A 6,877-nucleotide genomic window follows, 5' to 3' on the forward strand; every position below is an offset into this window, starting at 1 on the left:
CTCGCTCGCCGTCACCTACGGCTGGGACTGGCGCAGGCTCAAGGACGAGTACAAGAAGATCGGCATGGAGCTTGAAAAGCACAGCAGCGCCTTCCATATCGGCATCAAGGGGGCAGAGCGTCAATATCGCACCTCGTGGAGCTACGACCTCACGGGCTACGCCGGACGGCTCGGCGCGGACTCTACCTGGGCGCGTCGGCAGATGAAGCGCGCGGGTACGGAAGGCAGCTTCACGAAAGCCGTGCTGAACCTCAACCTGCGCCACGAGATCAGCGACCGCTGGAACATCAGCCTCAAGGCGCAGGCGCAGAAAGCCGGAACGAACCTCGACAGCTCGGAAGAAATCTACCTCGGCGGAGCGAGCGGCGTACGCGCCTACCCGCAGGGCGAAGCCTCGGGAGACAACGGCTATCTGACGAACCTTGAGCTTTCGTACCGTACGGATGTGCCGAACCTCGTCCTCAGCACCTACTTCGACATGGGGCGCGTGCAGTACGCCAACGACGGAAAAGACGGCAGCGAAACCCTCAAAGGCTGGGGCATCGGCGTCACCTACAGCCGCCCCGGCGACTACTTCCTGCGCCTCGACTGGGCGCGCCGCATCGGCCTCGCCGAGAAAGCAAGCGACGAAGCCAAGGCAAAGAACCGCCTGTGGTTCATGGTCGGCAAGGTCTGGTAAGAGAAAAGCAAAAGAGTACAGCAGGAATATATGCGTATGAGAAAAGCAACTGCGCCGAGAAAGGATTGTCTCCTTGGCGCGGTTGCTTTTTTTTGTTCGTTCGATATAATAAAGGTAGATATTCGGCGAGAACAGAGCCGTACAGGTGCGGTGAATAGATGTATGGATTTTGGATATTCAAGGGGGTGTTCAATATGGCGCAGACAACATTCAGCGTGCGGATGGAAGAGGGGCTTAAACGGCAATTTGAGGGATTGTGCCAGGAATTTGGGATGAATATGGCGACCGCTATCCATGTGTTTGTCAGAGCCGTGGTACGAGAGCGCAGGATACCTTTTGAAATCTCTTCGGAGACGGAGTTGACGAGAGAGGGCGCTATGCAGGCGTTCATGAATCTTCGCCAAGAAGCAAAGAGAAGCGGTGCGGCTGATATGACGTTGGAAGAAATCAATCGAGAGATTGCAATGGCTCGACAGGGAGCAGGGAGATGACTTGCCTTGCTGTGATTGATACGAATGTACTGGTATCTGCGTTGCTGTCTTCTAAAGAGGATGCTGCTACTGTGCAGGTTGTTGGCAGGATGATTACAGGAGAAATCGTTCCGTTGTACAGCGATGTAATCATGAAAGAGTATCGAGAGGTTTTAGAACGCAAGAAGTTTGGATTTTCTCCGCAGAAGATAGAGTATTTGCTGTCTTTTATGGAACGATTCGGCATCTTGGTGCAGGCAAGACCGATTGATATTATTTTGCCCGATATGAAAGATATACCTTTTTACAAAGTCGTCATGGAAAAGCGCTTGGATGGAGCATATCTCGTCACTGGAAACATGAAGCATTTTCCTGAAAGACCATATATCGTTACACCAAAACAGCTTTTGAATATCATGGACAGTTGAAGTAGATTGCACAGGAGGGCGCATGTATGGCGATTTTGCCTAAGCTCAATACGATGGAGTTTGACAAGGAGATACCGTTTGAGGTTTCGGCGCCTTTTGAGCCGATGGGGGATCAGCCGCGTGCGATTCGGGACTTGGCGGCGGGCATCGAGAACGGGCAGGAGGCGCAGGTGCTTCTCGGCGCTACGGGGACGGGCAAGACGTACACGATCGCCAAGACGATCGAGCGCGTGCAGAAGCCGACGCTGGTCATCGCGCACAATAAGACGCTGGCGGCGCAGCTCGCGAGTGAGTTCAAGGCATTTTTTCCGAAGAATTATGTCGGCTATTTTGTCAGCTATTATGACTACTACCAGCCCGAGGCGTACATTCCTTCGACGGACACTTACATCGAAAAGGATGCGTCGATCAACGACGAGATCGACGAATTGCGTCACTCGGCGACGTGCTCGCTCTTCGAGCGGCGCGACTGCATCATCGTCGCGAGCGTTTCGTGCATCTACGGTCTCGGCTCGCCGGAGAGCTATCACGAGATGGTCTTGTCGCTGCACAAGGGGCAGACGGTCGCGCGTGAGGACATCCTGCGCAAGCTCGTCGCCATTCAGTACGAGCGCAACGACATCGCCTTTGAGCGCGGCCGCTTCCGCGTGCGCGGCGACGTCATCGAAGTGTTTCCTGCGGGCTGGAACAACCGCGCCGTGCGCATCGAGCTTTTCGGCGACGAGGTTGAGCGCATCATTGAGTTTGACGTCCTGACCGGAGAGATCTACGGCGAGCGCACGCATTCGATGGTCTTTCCTGCGTCGCATTATGTGACGAAGAAGGAGGACATGGAGATCGCTATGGCGGCGATCGACGAGGAGAAGATCGCGCAGGTCGCGCACTTCAAGGAAGAGGGCAAGCTGCTTGAGGCGCAGCGCATCGAGCAGCGCACGAACTACGACCTTGAAATGATGCAGGAGATGGGCTACTGCTCGGGCATCGAGAACTATTCGCGCCACCTCACGCACCGTCCGGCGGGCGCGGCGCCGTATACGCTGCTCGATTACTTCCCCGACGATTTCCTCATCGTCATGGATGAGAGCCATGTGACGATGCCGCAGCTCAAGGCGATGCTCAACGGCGACCGCTCGCGCAAGATTTCGCTTGTGGAAAACGGCTTTCGTCTGCCGTCCGCCTTTGACAATCGTCCGCTTTCCTTCGAGGAGTTCGAGCAGCGCATCAACCAGATCATTTACATCTCGGCGACGCCCGCGAAGTATGAGCTGGAAAAGGCGCAGCAGGTCGTCGAGCAGATCATCCGCCCGACGGGGCTGCTCGATCCCATCGTCGAGGTGCGGCCTTTGGCGGGGCAGATGGACGATCTGCTGTCGGAGATCCGCATTCGCGCGAAAAAGGACGAGCGCGTGCTCGTGACGACGCTGACGAAGAAGATGGCGGAGAACCTTACGGACTACCTCAAGGACATGCAGGTGCGCGTGCGCTACCTGCATTCGGACATAGCGACGTTCGAGCGTGCCGAAATCATCCACGATCTGCGTGCGGGCAAGTTCGATGTGCTCGTCGGCATCAATCTGCTGCGCGAGGGGCTTGATATGCCCGAGGTTTCGCTCGTGGCGATTCTCGACGCGGACAAGGAAGGCTTCCTGCGCTCCGATACGTCGCTGATCCAGACGATTGGGCGCGCGGCGCGAAATGCGGGCGGCAGGGTCATCCTCTACGCCGACCGCATCACGGACTCGATGAAGCGTGCGATGGACGAGACGGAGCGCCGCCGCACGGTGCAGCAGGCGTACAACAAGGCGCATGGCGTCACGCCGAAGACCATCGTCAAGCCCGTCGTGCCGCTGATCGAAACGACGCTCGTCGCCGAGAGCCGCGCATCCTACGGCGAGGCGTCCGACGGAAAGAAAAAGAAGCTCACGAAGAAGCAGAAGGAGTCTCTGATTCGCACGCTGCTCGCCCAGATGCAGACGGCTTCACGCGCCTTGGAATTCGAGCGCGCCGCAGAACTGCGCGACATGATCATCGAGCTGGAAGGCTCGCTGCCGGGCAAGAAGAAAAAAGGCGCGTGAGGAAATTGTTGTTCGGAAGGCGCTGTGTTATACTGTAAATTGAAGCACATAAGCGGAGGCGACACTTTTGGAGAAACTACTGCGTGAGATGCACGCTTGGATGGCGGCTTACATGCGCTCCTTCTATACGGAGGACGAGGAAGTGCAGCAGGCGATTCGCATGAAGGAAGTGCATACGGGCTATGTGACCTCGATTGCCGTGGAGCTTGCCAAGCATCTGCGGCTCTCTGCGCACGATGTGCAGCTGGCGGAAATCATGGGGCTTTTCCACGATGTAGGGCGCTTTCGCCAATTCACGCTCTACCGCACGTTCAACGACGCCGTATCAGAGGATCATGCGGCTCTCGGTCTCAAGGTGCTCGACGAATTGCCGTTTCTTTCGCGTCTTGCGCCTGCGGATGAGGCGCTCGTGCGCTTTTCTATCTTGAATCACAATAAGAAGGTCATCGCGCCGACCGAGAACGCGCGGCAGGTGTTTTTCGCGCGGCTTTTGCGCGACGCCGACAAGCTCGATATTTTCCGCGTGCTGCGCCCGTTTCTCGCGCCGCCCGACGGCAGGGGCGTCAGTCCCGATTTCCTCGAAAAGTTCATCGCGGGCGAGCAGGTCGACTATACGCGGATCCGCACGATGGACGACCGCAAGCTCGTGCGCCTCATGTGGGTCTACGACGTGAATTTCAGCTGGACCTTGCGGCGCGTCAAAGAGCGCGGCTACATCGAGGACATCATCGCGCATTTGCCCGAGGAGCCGCGCATGGCGCTTGGCATCGAGCGCCTTCACGCCTATGTGGAGAAGAAATGTGCCGAGGAAGATGAGGGTTTGTCTCCGAAATAGATGCAGCGCATCTGTGCAGATCCGGCGACGGCATTGTTTCCTATACTTTTTGAGAAAAATTCAACGAATTAGAAGGATTTTGACCTGTGCGCCTCGAATAAAGAGGCGTTCAATTTTTTTATGATTTTTCTCGAATTTCCGCCGCAGTCGGCGGGGCGCAGATCGGACGCGCCGCAGAAGGAGCAGCGAATATGGCAGAAGCGACAGCATCGAATTTTATTTATAACATCATTGACGAAGATCGAAAGAGCGGCAAGCACCCCGAGGGTATTCACACGCGTTTTCCGCCCGAACCGAACGGCTATCTGCACATCGGTCATGCGAAGTCGATTTGCTTGAACTTCGGCACGGCGGAGAAGTATGCGGGGCTTTGCAACCTGCGATTTGACGATACGAATCCGACGAAGGAAGATACGGAGTACGTCGACTCGATTCAAGAGGACATCAAGTGGCTGGGATTTTCCTGGGGGGATCGCCGCTACTATGCGTCGGATTACTTTGAAAAGCTCTACGAGTACGCCTGCGCCTTGATCGAGCAGGGGCTTGCCTACGTCGACGATCTGACGGCGGAGGAGATTCGCGCCTATCGCGGCACGCTGACGGAGCCGGGCAGGGAGAGCCCCTGCCGCAGTCGCAGCGTCGCGGAAAACCTCGCGCTCTTTGAGCGCATGAAGGCGGGCGAGTTCCCCGACGGCAGCCGCGTGCTGCGCGCCAAGATCGACATGGCGTCGCCGAACATCACGATGCGCGACCCCGTCATCTACCGCATCGCGCACGCCGTGCATCATCGCACGGGGGATGCTTGGTGCATCTATCCGATGTACGACTTCGCGCATCCTCTGTCGGACGCCATCGAAAATATCACGCATTCTTTGTGTACGCTGGAGTTCGAGGATCACCGCCCGTTCTACGACTGGCTTCTGGAAGTCTTGGGCTTCGATAAGAATACGCGCCCGCGTCAGATCGAGTTCGCGCGGCTCAACGTCACGAATACGATCACGAGCAAGCGCAAGCTGCGCCAGCTTGTCGAAGAAGGGCATGTGCGCGGCTGGGACGATCCGAGGATGCCGACGATCTCGGGGCTTCGGCGGCGCGGCTATACGCCGGCTTCGATCCGCGACTTCTGCGAGCGCATCGGCGTCGCAAAGTCGAACAGCACGGTCGACGTGGCAATGCTTGAGCATTGTGTGCGGGAAGACCTCAATGAGCATGCCGCGCGTGTCATGGCAGTGCTGCGTCCTTTGAAAGTCGTGCTGACGAATTATCCCGAGGACAAGACGGAGGAACTTTTGGCAGAGAACCATCCGACACGCGGCGGCAAGCGCTATGTGCCGTTCTCGCGCGAACTTTACATCGAGCGCGAGGATTTCATGGAGGAGCCGCCGAAGAAGTTCTTCCGTCTGCGCCCGGGCGGCGAGGTGCGCTTGAAGCACGCCTACATCATCAAGTGCGAGGAAGTCGTCAAGGATGAAAACGGCGAGATCACGGAGCTTCGCTGCAGCTATGACCCCGAGTCGAAGTCGGGCGGCAGTGCGGCGAACCGCAAGGTCAAGGGCACGCTGCATTGGGTTTCGGCGAAGGACGCTGTTGATGCTGAAGTGCGCCTCTACGATTATCTTTTGAAGTCAGATGAGGAGGAAGAGGCGGCGGACTTCATCTCGTCCTTGAATCCGCATTCGCTCGAAGTCATCGCGGGGGCGAAGGTCGAGCCGAGCCTTGCACGCACGGCGGAAGGCACGCACTATCAGTTCCTGCGCACGGGCTATTTCGTCGTGGACAAGGATACGCAGCCCGACAGGCTCGTGTTCAACCGCGTCGTCGGACTCAAGGATTCGTGGGGAAAGGTCAAGGGGTGAAGATGGGTAAGATACCGAAGGGGCTTTCCGATAAGGCGATGCTCCAAGGGTTCGAGGAAGAGGCTACGCTTGAGGATTGCTTCTTGGAGCACGAGGCGCGTGAGGAAGAAAAACGCCGCCGTGCTTTGCGCGAGAAGGAAAGCGATCTTTCGCGCGCGGCGCTCACGCCCGCTTTGCTGGAAAAACTCGGCAAGGAGCTTTTGCAGCTGAAACTTGACCTCTTCACCCAAGGCGTCAAGAATTATCACATAGAAATCAAGCGCATAGGCACGACGATCATGCTTGCGCCAAAAGAGACGAAAGGGAGGTGAGGCGGCTTCTTCGCGGGCGGGCTCCAAGGTGAAAGGCTTTTTTGAGGTGTATCATCAAAAATTTTATGAAGAAAGAAGTGTAACCAGTGGAAACAAGCACAATTGTTGCTATTGTGATCTTCGTCGCGGCTTACGCGCTGATTATTTCAGAGAAGATTCACCGCACCATCATTGGTATCTGCGGCGCCATGCTCATGATTCTCCTTGGGATCATCAGCCAGGA

General features: G+C 56.9%; 7 protein-coding genes. All 7 read left to right on the forward strand.

Annotation, left to right across the window (positions count from 1 at the left end):
* Positions 1–679, forward strand: a 679-nt coding sequence (locus tag ACTTKG_RS07970) for a ShlB/FhaC/HecB family hemolysin secretion/activation protein (RefSeq protein WP_442673689.1), incomplete at its 5' end; no start/stop codon positions are given.
* Between the two features lie 194 nt (positions 680–873).
* Positions 874–1,170, forward strand: a complete 297-nt coding sequence (locus ACTTKG_RS07975; protein WP_442673690.1) for a type II toxin-antitoxin system RelB/DinJ family antitoxin — start codon at positions 874–876, stop codon at positions 1,168–1,170.
* Positions 1,171–1,181: 11 nt separating this feature from the next.
* Positions 1,182–1,577 carry a putative toxin-antitoxin system toxin component, PIN family gene (locus ACTTKG_RS07980; protein ID WP_442673691.1) on the forward strand — a complete coding sequence of 132 codons (396 nt, stop codon included), beginning with the start codon at positions 1,182–1,184 and terminating at the stop codon, positions 1,575–1,577.
* A gap of 26 nt (positions 1,578–1,603) precedes the next feature.
* Positions 1,604–3,652, forward strand: coding sequence for an excinuclease ABC subunit UvrB (gene uvrB / locus ACTTKG_RS07985; protein ID WP_442673692.1), 2,049 nt, complete (start codon positions 1,604–1,606; stop codon positions 3,650–3,652).
* A gap of 67 nt (positions 3,653–3,719) precedes the next feature.
* Positions 3,720–4,487 carry an HD domain-containing protein gene (locus ACTTKG_RS07990; protein ID WP_442673693.1) on the forward strand — a complete coding sequence of 256 codons (768 nt, stop codon included), beginning with the start codon at positions 3,720–3,722 and terminating at the stop codon, positions 4,485–4,487.
* A gap of 191 nt (positions 4,488–4,678) precedes the next feature.
* Positions 4,679–6,343, forward strand: a complete 1,665-nt coding sequence (locus ACTTKG_RS07995) for a glutamine--tRNA ligase/YqeY domain fusion protein (protein WP_442673694.1) — start codon at positions 4,679–4,681, stop codon at positions 6,341–6,343.
* A 2-nt stretch (positions 6,344–6,345) separates the two neighbouring features.
* Positions 6,346–6,654, forward strand: coding sequence for a hypothetical protein (locus ACTTKG_RS08000; RefSeq protein WP_442673695.1), 309 nt, complete (start codon positions 6,346–6,348; stop codon positions 6,652–6,654).
* Positions 6,655–6,877 lie beyond the last annotated feature (223 nt).

Origin of the sequence: Selenomonas sp., assembly GCF_052169755.1 — a bacterium.
In the GTDB taxonomy this organism is placed as follows: Bacteria; Bacillota; Negativicutes; order Selenomonadales; family Selenomonadaceae; genus Selenomonas.